This window comes from Paenibacillus sp. FW126-R14, assembly GCF_058789495.1.
The window spans coordinates 24612-41622 of sequence record NZ_JBYTBS010000010.1; the positions used below are offsets into that span (position 1 = coordinate 24612).

General features: G+C 48.7%; 11 protein-coding genes. 3 read left to right on the forward strand and 8 right to left on the reverse strand.

Annotated features, from left to right (window positions below; genetic code table 11):
* Positions 1-423 precede the first annotated feature (423 nt).
* Complete coding sequence (uvrA, locus tag AC3WRW_RS09480) at positions 424-3306, reverse strand: excinuclease ABC subunit UvrA (RefSeq protein WP_492546089.1); 2883 nt, start codon at positions 3304-3306, stop codon at positions 424-426.
* Positions 3307-3341: 35 nt separating this feature from the next.
* Complete coding sequence (gene uvrB, locus AC3WRW_RS09485; RefSeq protein ID WP_492546090.1) at positions 3342-5339, reverse strand: excinuclease ABC subunit UvrB; 1998 nt, start codon at positions 5337-5339, stop codon at positions 3342-3344.
* 292 nt (positions 5340-5631) lie between these two features.
* Here uvrB and AC3WRW_RS09490 point away from each other — a divergent pair, with 292 nt between their 5' ends.
* The gene (locus AC3WRW_RS09490; protein ID WP_492546091.1) at positions 5632-6432 is read left to right on the forward strand and encodes a flagellar motor protein; all 801 of its coding nucleotides are present in this window, start codon (positions 5632-5634) and stop codon (positions 6430-6432) included.
* Positions 6416-7237: a flagellar motor protein MotB gene (locus AC3WRW_RS09495; RefSeq protein WP_492546092.1), complete on the forward strand. Its 822-nt coding sequence runs from the start codon at positions 6416-6418 to the stop codon at positions 7235-7237. The genes AC3WRW_RS09490 and AC3WRW_RS09495 overlap by 17 nt, the downstream gene beginning before the upstream one ends.
* Before the next feature lie 53 nt (positions 7238-7290).
* Here AC3WRW_RS09495 and AC3WRW_RS09500 read toward each other — a convergent pair whose 3' ends face one another.
* The 6 genes from AC3WRW_RS09500 to AC3WRW_RS09525 all read right to left on the reverse strand — a co-directional run bounded on the left by AC3WRW_RS09500 (position 7291) and on the right by AC3WRW_RS09525 (position 14537).
* Positions 7291-8574, reverse strand: a complete 1284-nt coding sequence (locus AC3WRW_RS09500) for a PDZ domain-containing protein (RefSeq protein ID WP_492546093.1) — start codon at positions 8572-8574, stop codon at positions 7291-7293.
* A gap of 128 nt (positions 8575-8702) precedes the next feature.
* The gene (locus AC3WRW_RS09505) at positions 8703-10166 is read right to left on the reverse strand and encodes a S41 family peptidase (RefSeq protein ID WP_492546193.1); all 1464 of its coding nucleotides are present in this window, start codon (positions 10164-10166) and stop codon (positions 8703-8705) included.
* Positions 10167-10241: 75 nt separating this feature from the next.
* Positions 10242-11432 carry a murein hydrolase activator EnvC family protein gene (locus tag AC3WRW_RS09510; protein ID WP_492546094.1) on the reverse strand — a complete coding sequence of 397 codons (1191 nt, stop codon included), beginning with the start codon at positions 11430-11432 and terminating at the stop codon, positions 10242-10244.
* 271 nt (positions 11433-11703) lie between these two features.
* Complete coding sequence (gene ftsX, locus AC3WRW_RS09515; protein ID WP_492546095.1) at positions 11704-12621, reverse strand: permease-like cell division protein FtsX; 918 nt, start codon at positions 12619-12621, stop codon at positions 11704-11706.
* A complete protein-coding gene (ftsE, locus tag AC3WRW_RS09520; protein WP_492546096.1) occupies positions 12611-13297 on the reverse strand; it encodes a cell division ATP-binding protein FtsE in 687 nt (228 codons plus the stop codon). The genes ftsX and ftsE overlap by 11 nt, the downstream gene beginning before the upstream one ends.
* 202 nt (positions 13298-13499) lie before the next feature.
* Positions 13500-14537, reverse strand: a complete 1038-nt coding sequence (locus AC3WRW_RS09525; protein ID WP_492546097.1) for a LacI family DNA-binding transcriptional regulator — start codon at positions 14535-14537, stop codon at positions 13500-13502.
* A 363-nt stretch (positions 14538-14900) separates the two neighbouring features.
* Here AC3WRW_RS09525 and AC3WRW_RS09530 point away from each other — a divergent pair, with 363 nt between their 5' ends.
* Entirely contained in the window at positions 14901-17003 is a 2103-nt protein-coding gene (locus AC3WRW_RS09530) for an amylo-alpha-1,6-glucosidase (RefSeq protein ID WP_492546098.1), read from the forward strand.
* The last annotated feature ends 8 nt before the right edge of the window (positions 17004-17011 follow it).

Sequence of the window (17011 nt, forward strand, 5' to 3'; positions counted from 1 at the left end):
CAATTAAGTCTTAACAAAACAAGTGACAAATTAGTCGGATTTAATAAGATCTTGACGAATAGAGACAATGACTTCCAAGTTGGTGAGTTTTCAGAGGTTTAATGACTGTGAAATTGAATGACCTTGAAAGAGAACTGCAGGGTGCTATTTGAACGAAATGAGCCTGTTTCGAGCCCAAGAAGGAATTAGAGGGTCTTAATAGTCAAAAAAAATTTATTTTTAGTATACGTTTGGAAAAATAGAGGAATATAGTTTCCCTTCTTCATGAGAAACACCGATATGGCCAAAAATAACGGACCGCTGTTGCTGCTTCATTCCAAAGAACCTTTGAAACACTCCGCTGAACCTACCTTCCTGCTCCATCTCTCAAATGAAAAAGGCCCCACGGCACTCGTCCGTGGGACCTCGCTGCAAATCGGCCGCTTAGCCGACCGATTCTTCCAACACTTCTAACCGCTTCGCATAGTTCTCCGAGCGCTCCCGATCCCGTTCGAGGATCGGTTTCAAATACTGGCCGGTGTAAGATCCGGCCACTTTCACCACGTCTTCCGGCGTACCGGAAGCCACGATCAGGCCGCCTCGGCTGCCGCCTTCGGGGCCCAGATCGATGAGGTGGTCCGCCGTCTTGATCACATCGAGGTTGTGCTCGATGACAAGCACGGTTTCACCGCTCTCCACGAGGCGGTGAAGCACCTTCAGCAGACGATCGATATCATGGATGTGGAGCCCCGTTGTGGGCTCATCCAGGATGTAGATCGTCTTGCCCGTGCTGCGGCGGTACAGCTCCGCCGCGAGCTTCACGCGCTGGGCTTCGCCCCCGGACAGCGTCGTTGCCGGCTGGCCGAGCGTCATGTAGCCCAGCCCCACATCCAGAAGCGTCGTCAGCTTCCGATGAATCCGCGGCAAGTTCTTGAAGAACTCGCAGCCGTCTTCAATCGTCATCTGGAGCACTTCCGAGATGCTCTTTCCTTTATATTTCACTTCCAACGTCTCACGGTTGTACCGCTTGCCCTTGCACACTTCACAAGGCACATAAACGTCTGGCAGGAAGTGCATCTCAATCTTAATAATGCCATCGCCTCGACAAGCCTCGCAGCGGCCGCCCTTCACGTTAAAGCTAAAGCGGCCTTTCTTGTAGCCGCGTACCTTGGCTTCATTCGTATTGGCATATACGTCGCGAATATCATCGAAGACGCCTGTATACGTCGCTGGATTCGAACGAGGCGTACGGCCAATCGGCGATTGATCGATATCAATGACCTTGTCGACATGCTCAAGTCCGATGATCTCTTTATGTTCGCCAGGGCGGACCTTCGCTCCATTCAAATCGCGAGCCAGCGTTTTAAACAAAATTTCGTTGATCAACGTACTTTTCCCGGAGCCGGATACGCCAGTCACGCAGGTGAACACGCCCAGGGGCACTTTAGCCGATACGTTGCGCAAATTGTTTTCCTTGGCCCCTTTGACCTCGATCCACTTGCCGTTCGGCTTCCTGCGCGCAGCGGGAATCGGAATGAACTTCTTGCCGCTCAGATACTGCCCTGTAAGCGAGTTGTCGTCCGCCATCAATTCCGTCGGCGTGCCTTGAGCAATGACTTGCCCGCCGTGTATACCTGCTCCCGGTCCGATATCGATAATATAATCGGCAGCCATCATCGTGTCTTCATCATGCTCTACGACAATCAGCGTATTGCCGAGGTTGCGCATATGTTCCAGCGTCTGGATCAGACGCGTATTATCCCGCTGATGCAGCCCGATGCTGGGCTCATCCAAAATATAAAGAACGCCCATTAAGCTGGAGCCGATCTGCGTTGCGAGCCGAATCCGCTGTGCTTCTCCGCCTGACAGCGTACCCGCCGAACGATGCATCGTTAAGTAATCAAGGCCTACGTTCACAAGAAATCCTAGGCGCGCTCTGATTTCTTTAAGAATCAGGTTGGCAATCGTCTGCTCTTTCTCATTCAGGTTCAAACCTTTGAACCATTCCTCCGCTTCTCCGATCGAGAGAGAGGTGGCATGCGCGATATTCTTGCCATTGATCGTCACGGCAAGCGTTTCGGGTTTCAGTCGCTGCCCCTTGCACTTCGGACAGGGCTTCGTGCTCATATATGTCTGAATATGTTCTCTGATACCCTCAGAGAACGTATCTTTGAATCTGCGTTCCAAGTTGCGAATGATACCTTCGAAAGGAACCAACGCCTCTTTGGTCGCTCCCATATCGTTCTCATAGCGGAAGCGTATCTTCTCCCCGCCGGTGCCATAGAGAATGACCTTCATTTGTTCACTCGACAGCTCAGCTACGGGCACTGTACGCGGAATCGCGTAGTGTTCACACACTGCGGCAAGAAACTGCGGATAATAGTTGGACGTGCTGCCTGCCCAGGCTTCAAACGCGCCCTCTTCAATCGTTAGCTTCGTATCCGGCACGAGCAATTCAGGGTCAACAATCATCTGACTGCCAAGTCCGTCACATTCGGAACAAGCCCCGAAAGGGGAGTTAAAGGAAAACATTCTCGGCGCCAGTTCTTCCACGCTAAAGCCGCATTCCGGACACGCTAGATTCTGGCTAAACATCAGCTCTTCTTGGTCGATCACATCGACAATAACTCGTCCGTTCGCAAGTTTAAGCGCCGTTTCTAACGAATCGGCCAGACGTGTTTGTACATCCTCTTTAATTACGATTCGGTCAACAACAACATCGATCGTGTGCTTTTTGTTCTTGTCGAGTTCAATCTTTTCCCCGAGATCCATTGTCTCGCCATTCACGCGAACCCGGACGAAACCCTGTTTCTGAACGTCGGTAAAAAGCTTCGCATGCTCGCCTTTGCGGCCTGAAACGAGAGGAGCAAGAATTTGGAGCTTTGTGCGCTCCGGGTACTCCATGATGCGGTCTACCATTTGTTCCACGGTTTGCGATGTAATCTCAATGCCATGCGTCGGGCAATGAGGCCGTCCAATACGAGCGAATAGCAAACGCAGGTAATCATAAATTTCTGTGACAGTCCCAACGGTGGAACGCGGATTCCGGCTTGTTGTCTTCTGATCAATAGAAATTGCCGGGGATAGACCATCAATAGAATCTACGTCCGGCTTATCCATATTGCCTAGAAATTGTCTGGCATATGCAGACAACGATTCAACGTATCTGCGCTGCCCCTCGGCATAGATCGTATCAAAGGCCAGCGACGATTTGCCCGATCCGCTTAATCCCGTTAAAACAACGAACTTATCGCGCGGAATCGTGACATCAATATTTTTCAGATTATGAGCCCTAGCTCCTTTAATGACGATTTGATCTCTAGACACGGGTAACCTTCCTCTCCTATGTGAAGCTGAAGCCCTTAGGCCTCAGCTTTCATTTCCATAATAGCGTCACGCAGCTGTGCCGCCCGTTCGAACTGCAGATTCTTCGCTGCTTCTTTCATTTCGCCTTCCAGGCGCTCGATCAAGGATGCACGGTCTTTCTTCGACATCTTCGCACCCTTTACATCGGTCAAATAGTCAGCTTTCTGTTCAGCCACTTTCGTAGCTTCAATCACATCGCGAATTTTCTTCGCGATCGTTTGCGGCGTAATTCCCATCTTCTCGTTATGGGCTTCCTGAATGCTGCGGCGGCGACTCGTCTCGCGGATCGCTTTGTCCATGGATTCCGTAATCTTATCGCCGTACATAATAACCCGGCCATCTGCGTTACGAGCCGCACGGCCAATGGTTTGAATCATGGAACGCTCAGACCGCAGGAATCCTTCTTTATCCGCATCGAGAATGGCGACAAGGGATACCTCCGGCAAATCAAGACCTTCCCTAAGCAGGTTGATCCCAACAAGCACATGAAAGGTTCCCAAGCGCAGATCGCGTAAAATCTGCATCCTCTCAAACGTTTTAATATCCGAATGCAAATATCGGACCTTAATGCCGATTTCCTTGAAGTAGTCGGTTAAATCCTCCGACATCTTCTTCGTCAGCGTCGTAACGAGCACACGCTCGTCTTTCCGAATCCGCTCTTGAATTTCCGCAATCAGATCATCGATTTGACCCTTAGTCGGTCTGACTTCAATAATAGGATCCAACAAGCCCGTAGGTCGAATAATTTGCTGCGTCATATGCGGGCAATGCTCTAATTCGTATGGCCCCGGCGTTGCCGATATATATAAAATCTGGTTGACTTTCTCCTCGAATTCCTCAAAACGCAGTGGACGGTTATCCAGCGCAGAGGGCAATCGGAAGCCATGCTCGACCAGCACTTCTTTTCTGGCTCTGTCCCCGTTATACATCGCACGGATTTGCGGCAGCGTCACGTGAGACTCATCCACCATGAACAGCATATCGTCCGGGAAATAATCTATAAGCGTGTAAGGCGTAGCTCCGCGCTCACGGAAGGTCAGCGGCCCTGAATAATTCTCAATGCCTGAGCAAAAGCCCATCTCCTGCATCATTTCCATATCATAGCGCGTCCGCTGTTCCAGTCGCTGCGCTTCAAGCAGCTTTCCTTGCTCCTTAAGCTCGGCAAGACGCTCTTCCAGCTCCTGCTCAATGTTCACCAATGCGCGCTTCATCGTATCCTCATGCGTTACAAAGTGAGACGCCGGGAAAATCGCGATATGTTCCCGTTCGCCGACAATCTCGCCCGTAAGTACGTTGATCTCCGTAATCCGCTCGATCTCATCTCCGAATAATTCGACCCTTACCGCCTGTTCGCCATGCGATGCCGGGAAAATCTCAACGACATCGCCGCGCACGCGAAACGTCCCGCGGACGAAATTCAAATCATTCCGCTGATATTGAATGTCGACTAGCCGGTGCAAAATCTCGTTGCGCGACTTCTCCATCCCTACGCGTAAAGAAAGCAGCAAGTTTCCGTATTCGATCGGAGAACCCAAGCCATAAATACACGATACACTCGCAACGATAATAACGTCACGGCGCTCAAATAAGGAGCTCGTCGCCGAGTGGCGAAGCTTATCGATCTCTTCATTGATGCTGGAATCTTTCTCAATGTAGGTGTCAGAGGAGGCAATGTAGGCTTCAGGCTGGTAGTAATCATAATAACTAACAAAGTAGGAGACGGCATTATGGGGGAAAAACTCTTTGAATTCGCTGCACAGCTGTGCGGCTAATGTTTTATTGTGCGCAATAATCAAGGTAGGGCGGTTCAACTTGGCAATCACTTGCGCCGCAGTGAACGTTTTCCCTGTCCCCGTAGCTCCCAGGAGCGTCTGATGTCTGTTGCCGGCTTGAATACTCTGAACAATTTCCTCAATTGCTTTGGGCTGATCCCCTTGCGGAGCAAAATCAGAAACAAGCTCAAATTTCTTAGAGCTCTTAACAAGTTCACTCATCACTGATCACCTACACTTATTGGTAATATATCGGACTTTTAGCCTATTCATTTTCGTTTTTGTCTTTCCGATAAAGAAGGTTATGGAACATGTCGTACATATATGATGGCAATCCTTGGAATTCATCATAAGAATGTTTGTTCTGGTTTTTCCATTATACTCTTTTTAAATCTTTGATGCAAACGGCAATATCTGTTACGCCTGAATACACCAAGATGAGGTATCAACACGATTTCATCAGGCTTCCTGCAGGGCCCCCAATTCTTTTTATGCAAATAGGAGTGGTACAGTCATGGATTTGACAACGGTTTTAGGCTTAATCTTAGGTCTTGTAGGATTAATCGGAGGTTACATGTGGGATGGCGGCCACATTAATTCATTGATTATCCCGAGTGCGATGTTAATTGTTTTCGGAGGAACTTTTGGAGCTGTAGCGGTCTCTTTCCCTTTTTCTATTTTAGCCAAAATTCCTAAAGCGCTGGGCATTGCCTTCAAAGAAGTAAAGAGAGACCCCTCAGCTACGATTGAAGAGCTTGTCGATATGGCTTCCGTTGCCAGAAGAGAAGGCGTACTGGCTCTCGAACAGCGCGCTCAGGAGCATACGAACCCTTTTCTTAAAGACGGTTTGCTCATGGTCGTAGACGGAACAGATCCCGAATTGACCAGACAAATTCTCGAACTGGAAATGGATGCGATTGAGCATCAGGTCGATAATATGGCCAAAGTATTCGAAGCCGGAGGCGGCTACGCGCCAACGATGGGAATTGTGGGAACGGTTATGGGACTCATTCATGTTCTAGGCAATCTCGAAGATCCGTCGAGTCTCGGTCCTGCTATCGCAGTCGCTTTCACAGCGACCCTATATGGCGTTATGAGCGCCAACTTAATCTATCTTCCGCTGGCAACCAAAATAAAAGTGCGCGGCAAAGAAATGGTTGCCGAAATGGAACTGATGCTTGAAGGCATTCTTGCTCTGCAAGCCGGCGAGAATCCGCAATTAATTAAGAAAAAACTGACTTCCTTCCTCCACGATAAGTCGTCCAATAAAGCACCGATTGCAGAGGAGGAAGCCGATTATGGCGCGGAGAGGTAAAAAGCAGGAAGAGCATGTCAATCATGAACGATGGCTCATTACCTATGCTGACTTAATCACCCTTCTGCTCGTTTTCTTCATCATTATGTATGCAATGAGTAAGGTCGATGTTCAAAAGTATGCCGTTCTGGCGCAGGTATTAAACATGCAGTTCCAGAAAGCCGATTCCGTACTGGATAAAGGGCAGGGCATCAGCGGTCAAATGACTCCGAAACAGGGCGATTCCGACAGCAAAGACAAAGACTACACCAAGCAGAATCTGAATGATCAGAAGGAAGAAAAAGATAAATCCAAGCCCGATAATAACGAGAAAGACAAACGCGAGAAAGAACTTCAAGATCTTTTGAAACAAGTACAGGCTTATATCAAAGACCAAAACCTGGAGGCGCAGGTGTCTGCCAGCGATACAGACCGCGGTGTAGCTATTACGCTGAATGATTTGTTCCTGTTCGATCTCGGAAAAGCAGATCTGAAAGCAGCTTCCGCACCTGTTTTGCAAAAGCTCGCTTCGCTCTTCCCAACGCTGAACAGCAAGGTGAGCATCGAGGGGCATACGGACAATTTGCCGCTCGCGACAGGCTCGCCTTACAAAGATAACTGGGGACTCTCATTCGCTCGTTCCCTTTCGGTGCTGCGCTATTTCAGCGATACCGCCAAGCTGGATGACAGCAAATTCATTGCCACAGCGTATGCGGATACGATGCCCAAAGTTCCAAACGACAGCGATGAGAACCGCAGCAAAAACCGCCGCGTCGAAATCGTCGTTCTGCGTGACGGGCTGACTCCAACCCATATAGCTAAATAAACGAAGACCCTGCCTCTCAACTCAAGAGAGATAGGGTCTTCTTCTTTCTATCCTTACATCGATTTCGTCGAATCATTGGATAACAAACCGGTTAATTTGCCGCGCAAATAGGAAAAGAGGTGTACGGGCCTATACTCCGTGAAGTAAAGCGCCTCCTGATCCGGGGCTAAAATGATGCCCAGCTGATGATGATCCCCGTTAAAAATCGCCCGCTGCAGAAAGCGGACCTCGCCTTCCTCATTCAGCACCTCCAGCCTGCAGAAAGCCGAATTAAGTCCCATAGCCAAGTGCAAATCGGTCTTGGTTTTAATCTTGTGACCATTTACTTTATGAATGATTTCTCCGGTTTGGATCCCCAGCTCCTGCGCCGGACTGTTCGGGACCACGGACAGTACCATGAGCCCCCGCGAAGAGTGTACATAGAAAGGAATCCGCTTCGCTTCCGTCCATCGGTTATAGCGGATCAATCCTTCGTGCAGCGCAATGCTCAGCAAAGCGCCAACCAGCATAGCCGGCGGCCAAAAGTGAACGGCAACCGCAGCAGCCAATAGGATCAGGCCGTACAAGTAGAGCAAGTTTGCGCTAGCTCGCGCTTGTTTGCGGGGCAGCTTCGAGATCGTCAATTCCGTAAAACCGATCATGGCCGGAAAAGCAAGAAGCGTCCAACCCGAGGCAAGGTTCGCACCGAACAGCGTTCCCCAAGGAAGGCTTAACCCGCTTCCATCTGCCATAGGTACGAGCAAGAATAAAGGCACAGGCCAGAAGCCTTGCAGCTGTTGGGCTCCGATGATTTGCCCCCGCTTCCCCTCTAGGAATAGCGGAGTCGCCATACGCGCTCCTTGGAAGTGCGTAAGCATCCCCTCCAGGAGATGAAGAATGGCGACCACCGCCAGCAAAGAAGGGATGTCGGCTTTTTCGACAATATCCAGCATGGGCAGAGTTTCTTTCAAACTTGCGGTATCCGGTATCCAAGATACAATCGCTTGGACGATTCCCAGAATTCCGACCGCATAAGCCAAACACAAAAATCTCACCCGAAGCAAGATCAAAACGACGGTTATCGCCCATAATAGAATAACTACATCAGCTTGAATATTCACCCCAACGAACAGCAGGAGCACAGAGGCGCTTATCCCGCCAATCCATCCCCAAAGCACGGTTCGCCATGTCTCATTCAACAAGGAATGGAGCCGTGTATGAAACAGCTTACGCTCCAATTGAATTTGCTTACGGTAATGCAGCACGATAAATAAAATGCCTATATAGTAGAAAGGATTCGCAAACAACTGACCCACTGCGTAAAGCAGTCTGTCCAAGAGTTGAATCAGAACATCCATAACGATTCCGGTCTCCTCGATAAAAAGAAATAGGAAGGATGCCGAAGCACCCTTCCTATAATATTTCGACTGCGAGGGCTCATTTCCTGCCTTGCACCGTCAATTTCCAGCATCTCACCAGTAATTAATTACTTCCCGAGCTGCTTTTGAATTTGCCCGATCGCAGCTTTCAGCTGCAAATCGTTCTTAGGCTCGCGAATCTGCACCAGCAGCAGCTTCTCGATTTTATTCGCTGTTTCCGTATCTACCTCGCCGGTCATCGGCAAGCCGTTCGTCCGTTGGAAAGCTTTCACGGCTGTCGCTGTCTTATCGCTGAAGTAACCGTCCGAACGCTCAGGATTAAAGCCAAGACCTGCAAGCATCAGCTGTAGATTTTTCACATCCTCGCTTGTCATGTCTTGTTTCAGCACGCTTTTCTTGGAAAGCGGAGCTGCTTTGAAATAAGCTGGCTGTTCGATTGCGATGTCCGGCTGGATGCCTGTTTTATGAATCCAATTGCCGTTCGGCGTCAACCATTTGTACACGGTCATCTTGATGTTGCTGCCGTCGCCCATCTCCTTCTCGAAAGTGACTTGAACCGTCCCTTTCCCGTAGGAAGTTTCCCCGACAATTTTGCTTCCGACCGCTTCCTGGAACGCGCCTGCCAAGATTTCCGAAGCACTCGCGCTGCCCTTATTAATCAGGACGGTAACCGGATAATTCTTGCCTGTCCCCGTAGACGGCGTCGGCTCGCGCTTGCCGTCGCGATTCTCGACTTGAACGATCGGCTTGCCGCTTTTCACGAAGGGATTAACAATGTCGACAACAACGTTCAGAAGACCGCCCGGATCGTTACGCACATCGATAACGAGTCCTTTCATGCCTTTCGCTTCGAGATTTTTCAGTTCTTCAGCAAAACGCACCGCCGTATTGGAAGAGAATTGACGAATTTCAATTTTCCCGATCTGATCCTGCAGCATTTCGCCATACACGGTTTCAACGTCAATGTTATCCCTCACCACGATCACTTGAACCGGATCGCCTGCGCCTTGACGAAGCAAATCAAGCTTCGCTTGCGTCCCTTTGGGACCGCGGATCTTCATAACCGCCTGGTTCAGCGTGAGGCCGTCCAGCTTCTCGCCGTTCACCGAAACGATGACGTCTTTGGCCTGAATGCCCGCCTTCTCCGCAGGAGAGCCCTTAATTGGAGACACGATGACGAACTTGCCTTCCTCAATCGATACCTCGGCTCCTATGCCTTGAAAAGAGGATGTAATACTCTCATCGAACTGCTTCGCTTCCTTTTGATCCATATATACGGTGAACGGATCTTCCAAGGATTCCAGCATCCCGTTGATCGCGCCGTTAACCAGCTTATCATGATCCGGCTGCTTCAAATATTTACTTTCGATCAACTGAAAGGTTGTTGCGATTTTGCTCAAATCCTTGTTCGAAAGTCCGGACGATGATCCTAGAGAGGCGGATGCGCTGCCCGCCGGCTTTTCATTTCGTCCCCATGAGAAGGATGAATCCACAATCGTCAATGTGACAATACTGCTTGCAAACATAGCTAACAAAACAAATACAATGACCGTGCGTCCCTTGAATTGCAAAGCGTGATCCACCACCTTTTTCCCGTCTTGCTTGTAGTATATGACAAGCTCTTCCCGTTTTATAACCAAGTTGTCCTATCGCAAGAACGGTTTAGGATCGGTTGGAACCTCATTCAGCCTAACCTCGAAATGCAAATGATTCCCTGTCGATTGCCCCGTCGAGCCAACGCCGGCAATTTTCTCGCCGCGTTTGACAACATCGCCGACTTTCACATAAATGCCATCGTTCATAATGTGACCGTACAGCGTCCATAGCCCATTGCCGTGATCGACGATTACACAGTTACCGTATCCGTTCATCCACGATGCATAGATGACAGAACCGTTCTCGGCAGCCAGGATGTTCGTCCCTTTCGGCGCGCCGAGATCAATGCCTTTATGATTCTCCGCTTTGCCCGTAACCGGATTGATCCGCGATACGAAATCAGACGTAAGCGGCGCCTGCACGGCCAAAGGATAACCCAGCTTGCCTCCCGCATACGTGAAGGGCGACTTAGCTTTGGTCGCTGCGCGCTTCTTCGCCTGCAGATCAGCTTCTTGCTTGGCTAATTGGGTAATTAACTTATCGTTTTCTTCGGAAATATCTTCAAGAACTCTCTCTTGTTTGGAAAGAGAAGCAATCTTCACTTCTTTCGCCTTTTCCTTCGCCTGCAGGTCGCTTCTTAGAGCATCTGCATCGGTGTAAAGCTTTTTGACCTTCACGAGCTGCTGCTCCGTCTCTTCCTTCTTCTGAGCGACAACCTCTTTATCTTTTTTGTTCGCCTCTAGTACGACTTTATCTTGATTTACAATAGATTTTAAAGCTTCTATCCGATTCAAGAAATCAGAAAAACTGGTCGCGCTAAGAACCACGTCCATGTACGAAACAAAACCGTTCATATACATTAAGCGCACGCGGGATTTCAGCATTTGATCGCGGCTTTCCACCCGACCTATCGCCTCATCCAACTGCTTCGCGTTTTCCTCTAAGTTATTGGAAACCTGATCAATTTGCTCATTTAGCTGCGTAAGCTTCTTGCTAGCCTCATTGACTTGTTCAACGAGCGTTTTCATATCCTTCGTAGCTTGGTCTTTCTCGGAATGCACTTTATCTATCTGATTCTGGGCGTCATTCGCCTTCTGCTGCGCGTCTGCCTTCTGCTTCTTAAGCTGAGTCAACTGCTGATCGATCTTATCCGTTGTGGATGCGGCATGACCCGCATATGGAACTGCTAACGAAGCCGCAATCCCAAGTGTCAACACCAAGGGTAGAATCTTCTTCTTCAAGCACGTAGCCTCCTCATCATCAAAAACATGATGCTTATTTGGAATCTCTCAATCTTGCAATCTCTTAACCTATGTATGTTTGAAAACAAAAATAAAAGCTTTAAAAGTCGGCTTTCAGAACCGAGAAGGTTGGACGCAAATGGGAGTAGGAGGAACGGAGTGCAGCAAGCTGCATGAGTACCGGACTACCCCATTTACATTCAAGATTCGACGCCGAATAAGCTGCTAAGAGAAACTTCGTTATCAAAGCCGGCTTTTAAAGCCACCATAATTAGACGCGAAGGAATTTGCGTACGGAGATGAGGGAACCCCAGACTCCGATTACGATCCCAATACCTAACAACAAAGCAATCATCGTCGGAGCAATTTCCCCAAACGGTGTCAGTTTAATCATCAACAAGTTCAAGTTTAATGAACTCAAATTCAACAGCTTCCAATATCCACCCAGAATGATCGCCGCGGGAATCAGAGAACCTACGAATCCTAACAATGCACCTTCTATAAAAAACGGCCAACGAATAAAGGAATTCGTCGCTCCTACCATTTTCATAATTGAAATTTCTTTCCGGCGGGCCAAAATCGTAATTTTAATCGTATTCGCAATCAAGAAAACCGCTGTAAACGAGAGCAAAATCACGATACCGAAACCAACCCAGCGTACAATTTGCGTTACCTTGAATAACGCTTCAACAGTCCCTTTGCCATAGTTCACTTTATAGATAGGCTTTGGATCCTTGCCTGTATTAAGCGCGCTAATTTGATCGGCAACGGCCGCTACATTTCTCGGATCGTCCACTTCAACCGTGAACGCGTCATTGAGCGGATTGTTTTCGCCTTCAAAGCCCTCCAGCAAAGCTTTTCCGCTTTCCCCCAGCTTTTGCCGCAAATAGACAAGCCCCTCTTCTTTCGAGACGAACTTCACCGTTTTGACTTCATGAATTCCTTGTATTTGGGTCTCCAGCGCAGTTATTTGATCTTGAGGCGTGTTCACTTCCAGGTAAACGTTAATCTCAACTTGATCTTCAATTTGACCGGCAATATCGTTCACATTCAATGTAATCAGGACGAAGATGCCTAGAATGAATAAAGAGATGGCAATCGAACTGATCGACGCAAACGTCATCCAACCGTTCCGGACGACATTCCGCGTACCCTCACGTAAATGCCGGGAGAATGTACTAATCTTCATAGCCGTATTCCCCCCGTACCTGATCACGAGCAATAAGGCCATTCTCGATGGCAATGACGCGTTTACGCATCGTATTAACAATCTCTTTGTTATGTGTAGCCATGACGATTGTCGTACCGCGGAAATTAATTTCCTCCATCAGCTTCATAATGCCCCATGACGTCTCAGGGTCGAGATTTCCTGTCGGTTCATCGGCGATAATGACGGATGGGTTGTTGATTATTGCCCGGGCAATGGCTACGCGCTGCTGCTCGCCGCCGGATAGCTGTGAAGGCAGCGAATTCGCTTTGTCCTTCAACTTGACAAGCTCAAGCACCTCCATGGTGCGTTTCTTGATCTGTTTCTTCGGTGCCTCAATAACTTCCATGGCAAAAGCCACATTCTCGAAAATAGACAGTTTCGGAAGCAGGCGATAGTCCTGGAAAATAACTCCGATATTTCGACGTAAAAATGGTATTTTACGCTGCTTCAGCTTTTCTAAATTGAACCCGTTCACGAAAATCTGACCCTTAGTCGGTCTTTCTTCTCTATACATCAATTTCATAAATGTCGATTTACCGGCGCCGGATGGTCCGACGACATAGACAAACTCGTTGCGGTCTACTTTTACATTAATTCCTCTCAATGCATGAGTACCGTTGGAGTACGTTTTCCATACGTCCTGCATTTCGATCACAATATCACATCCTAGTCTAGGGATCTTTGAGCGGAGCCCAAAGTCTCTCTGCTGCACAGACAGCTTTTAAGAGTTCGACACAAAAGCGGAAATTCCTTCTAAAATCGTTCTGAATTTTATGGGGAATACCGTCATTATAACACTTTCTTGTAGATTTAAAGAACATACGCAAAAACCGCCCTGTATAGGACGGTCCTAATGTTTATTTAGTTGTCATTTTAGTTGTCTTTTTGGGTGCTGCTGCACTTGCACGGATTAGAAGCTCAGTAGGAAGAACCAATTGCTTGGTAACTTGACGGCCTTCCAGCATATCAATAATCATCTGAGCAGATTGATACCCGATTTCATAGGGATTTTGGCTAACTGTCGTTAGAGCGGGGGAACAATACGCGGAGATGCTAATGTTGTCGAATCCGGCAACAGAGACGTCGCCAGGAATATCAAGCCCAAGCCCGCGAAGCGCTTGCATCGTCCCGAGAGCCATGATGTCGCTGGCGCAAAAAATAGCGGTTACGTCCGGATGCTGGGACATCAGCCTGTAGGTGGCATCACGCGCTCCCTCATCCGAGAAGCCTCCATCGAGTACCAGTTCCGGATTAAAAGCGATGCCAGCTTGCTTCAGCGCCTGCTTGTAGCCGTCCAGACGCTTTATGCTGACATCGGCTTGCGCATGGCCATTGACGAGCGCCACCTTCGTGTGCCCTTGTTCAATCAAGTACTGTGTCATGCGCGACGCACCTTGAATATTGTCCGAGGTCACATAGCCGACATTGCTGTTCTTAAAAGGAATATCGATCAGTACGCAGGGCAGGCTGGAACTGACAATTTCTTTGAGATAAGGGTCGTCCAGCCGAATGCCCATTATAATGACACCGTCTACCCCGCGTTCCTGACAGAGTGCTTTGTATGACTTTGCCGCTTGCTTCTGCGGAGTCGTACTGAATAAGATAAGATCATAATTCAGCTCGCCTGCCCGGTCGTTCATGCCGCAAAGAATTTCAAAAGCTATGCTGTCCTTGGAGCTGCTGCGGGTAATACCGGACAGCAGAAGTCCGAGCGTCTGGGTTTTCTTCGAAATCAGGCTTCGCGCCGCCATATTAGGACTATAGCCAAGCTCACTCGCAATGAGCTGAATCTTCTTCCGGGTATCATCATTAACATCATTGTATCCGTTAAGCGCTCGAGATACCGTCGTGACAGACACGCCTGCCTCTCTGGCAATATCTTTAATTGTAATCATTCGTAGCGTGCTCGCTCCTCGTCCAAAACGTTTTGGAGTGTATTTTACGGATTTTTATATAATTTCTATATTAATATATTCCCCATTTAGTTTCAATCTTAAATATTAACAAATGTAAACGCTTAAAAAATAAATAAAAGGGATTGAAAATGGTTACATCGTTATGTATAATCAAAAATGTACTTTACCAAAACGTTTCGGAAACACTTCATCGGTCTATTTTCAAAAAATGGAAAAGAAAATTTATCAAGCTTATGCCTTGCTGAATTTAATTTTCTTTTCTTTTTGCTTGGACCCGAAACGTTTCGGAACGAATGAAACTTGAAAAATCATCAAGAATAACAGAGAAAAGGGGTGGCCTGAATGGATTACCGCGTCATCAAGGAGAACGATCTCTTCCTCATGACCGATAAAACCGGCGATATTCCGGCTGGGAATGCTGCAGGACACGGTTTATATACGAAAGATACCCGCTTTTTAAGCGCGATGGAAATTCGTATTAACGGCATGACGCCGATTCTGCTTAGTTCTTCCGCAGGAACGAACTATATCGCCACCATTCGTATGACTAATCCTCATATGGAATCGGATGGGCAGTTGATTCTTTGGAGAGAATCGATCGAACTGGAAAGACAACGTTTTATATATGAAGGCGCTTTATACGAAACGATTGCCTTCACGAATTTTTATCCTAAAGGGGTCGCTTTCGACTTTACGGCACGTTTCGAGAGCGACTTCGCCGACATGTTCGTCGTTCGGGGCTTCCAGAACGGAACTTTCGGTGACATGCTTCCAGACCTTCAAGAAGATCAGAAGCTGATCAAGCGCTACAAAGGTACAGACGGTATCGAGCGTCAAACCCATATTGGCTGGGATCGCAAGGAAACAAAGGTTCAAGAAGACAGCACGGTAGCATTCAATTTTGAGCTGGCTCCTAAAGAACGTCAATCCGTGACCTTCTTCATCGCTCCTTATATCGATGGCCAAGGACCTAAGCAAGTACCTGCCGAGCAGGCAATTACACAGTTGAAAGCTTCCTATCAAGCATGGGACACGAACACCACTTCCGTAGAAAGCAATCTGCCGCTGTTCAATCATTTGTACGATCGCGGACTGCAGGATTTGCGCGTGCTCCTTACCGACCTCGGGCATGGACAATTCCCTGTTGCCGGACTGCCTTGGTATGCCGTTCCCTTTGGACGGGACAGCTTAATCGCTGCGCTGCAAATGCTTTCTGCCGAGCCGAATGTGGCTAAAGGCACTTTGCTCACCATGGCCTCTTATCAAGGAACCAAGCATGACGTTTGGCGTGATGAAGAGCCCGGCAAAATCATGCACGAAATCCGCTACGGCGAGCTGGCCCTAACGAATCAGGTTCCTTTCACGCCGTACTACGGAACGATCGATGCAACGCCTCTATTCCTGCTCCTTGCAGCAGAATATGTGCAATGGACCGGTGATACGGCCCTGATCGAGCAGTTGATGCCGAACATCGAGCAGGCCTTGAACTGGATCGACGTGCATGGCGATGCAGACGGCGACCGTTTTGTGGAATACTACCAGAAATCGTCGAAAGGTATCGCCAACCAAGGTTGGAAAGATTCCGGCGACTCCGTCGTACACAGCAATGGCGACTATGCCAAAGCGCCAATCGCACTCGCTGAAGTGCAAGGCTACGTGTACCAGGCCAAAGTGAAACTGGCTCCAATTCTTCGCCAGCTGGGCAAAGAATCGATGGCGCAAGAGCTCGAAAGCTCCGCGGAAGACCTTCGCCAACGCTTTGAAAACAGCTTCTGGATGGAAGAAGAAGGCTTCTACGCCATCGCGCTGGACGCTGACAAGAAGCAAGTTCAATCCGTGACGACCAACCCGGGTCATGTCCTCATGTCCGGCATGCTGCAACCGGATCGCGCTGCAGCAGTGGTACGCAGACTGGTAGCTCCCGACATGTTCAGCGGCTACGGCATTCGTACGATGAGTACGGAATCTGCCGGTTATAACCCGATGAGCTACCATGACGGCAGCATTTGGCCGCACGACAACTCGCTCGTTCTGCTCGGTATGAGCCGCTGCGGCTACAAAGCCGAAACGATGCAAGTCATCGAAGGCCTAATGAAAGCAGCCGAAAGCTTTGAATACCATAGACTGCCTGAACTATATTGCGGATATGACGAATCGATCGGCGAGCCTGTCCCTTATCCGGTCGCTTGCTCTCCGCAAGCTTGGGCAGCCGGTACGCCGCTGGTCTTCTTGCAGACGATGCTTGGTATTGAGCCCGATACGCTGGGCGGTACCATTCGTTTGAATCCTGTGCTTCCATCCGGCATGACGGAACTTACCGTTCGCAATATGACGGTCGCTCAAGGCAAGCTAAGCCTGTCTGTACAGCTCAACCCGCAGACACAAACAACGGTAGTCCAAGTACTGCACAATACAACAGGACTTCAAGTGATCCACCAATCTTAACAAGCTCT

What these genes read in the sequence shown, in the direction of transcription:
- ftsX (WP_492546095.1), bottom strand. Translation starts at nt 12,621, where the DNA reads ATGAAGATTAGTACATTCTCCCGGCATTTACGTGAGGGTACGCGGAAT.
- AC3WRW_RS09495 (WP_492546092.1), top strand. Translation starts at nt 6,416, where the DNA reads ATGGCGCGGAGAGGTAAAAAGCAGGAAGAGCATGTCAATCATGAACGA.
- AC3WRW_RS09500 (WP_492546093.1), bottom strand. Translation starts at nt 8,574, where the DNA reads ATGGATGTTCTGATTCAACTCTTGGACAGACTGCTTTACGCAGTGGGT.
- AC3WRW_RS09525 (WP_492546097.1), bottom strand. Translation starts at nt 14,537, where the DNA reads ATGATTACAATTAAAGATATTGCCAGAGAGGCAGGCGTGTCTGTCACG.
- uvrB (WP_492546090.1), bottom strand. Translation starts at nt 5,339, where the DNA reads ATGAGTGAACTTGTTAAGAGCTCTAAGAAATTTGAGCTTGTTTCTGAT.
- AC3WRW_RS09490 (WP_492546091.1), top strand. Translation starts at nt 5,632, where the DNA reads ATGGATTTGACAACGGTTTTAGGCTTAATCTTAGGTCTTGTAGGATTA.
- AC3WRW_RS09530 (WP_492546098.1), top strand. Translation starts at nt 14,901, where the DNA reads ATGGATTACCGCGTCATCAAGGAGAACGATCTCTTCCTCATGACCGAT.